Source organism: Mesorhizobium sp. WSM4845, from assembly GCF_055811455.1.
In genome coordinates, this window is record NZ_JBVVQA010000096.1 from 1 (window position 1) to 649 (window position 649).

1 protein-coding gene is annotated in these 649 nt (G+C 63.8%); it reads right to left on the reverse strand.

Going from position 1 to position 649, the window contains the following annotated elements; translation table 11 throughout:
- The coding region (gene fabG / locus AC0L2C_RS34160) for a 3-oxoacyl-[acyl-carrier-protein] reductase (RefSeq protein ID WP_473525531.1) at positions 1-649 on the reverse strand (649 nt) is incomplete at both ends.

Sequence of the window (649 nt, forward strand, 5' to 3'; positions counted from 1 at the left end):
AAATCATCGCCATGCCGCCATTGACGTGAATGGTCTGGCCGGTGACATAGGCGGCTTCGTTGGAAGCGAGGTAGGCGACGGCGGAGGCGACTTCGGCGCTGGTGCCCATGCGCCGTGTCGGAATCGCCGCCATGATCGCCTCTTTCTGCTTGTCGTTGAGCTTGTCGGTCATCGCCGATTCGATGAAGCCCGGGGCGACGCAGTTGACGGTGATGTTGCGCGTGGCGATCTCCTGCGCCAGCGACTTGGAAAAGCCGATCATGCCGGCCTTGGAGGCGCAGTAGTTGGTTTGGCCGGGATTGCCGGTGACGCCAACCACAGAGGTGATGTTGATGATGCGGCCATGCCGGCGCCGCATCATCGGATGGGTGAGTTCGCGGGTCAGCCGGAACACGGCGGTCAGATTGACCTCGAGCACCGAATCCCAGTCGGCGTCCGCCATGCGCACGAACAGCCCGTCCTTGGTGATGCCGGCATTGTTGACGAGAATGTCGACGCCTTCGAGATCGGCCTCGACCTTCTGGCCGAGCGCCTTGACCTCGTCGCGATTGGAAAGGTTCGCCGGGAACAGCTTGACCCGGTCGCCGAGCTCGGCCGCCAGCGTTTCCAGCTTCTCGACGCGGGTGCCGTGCAGGCCGACGACAGCGCC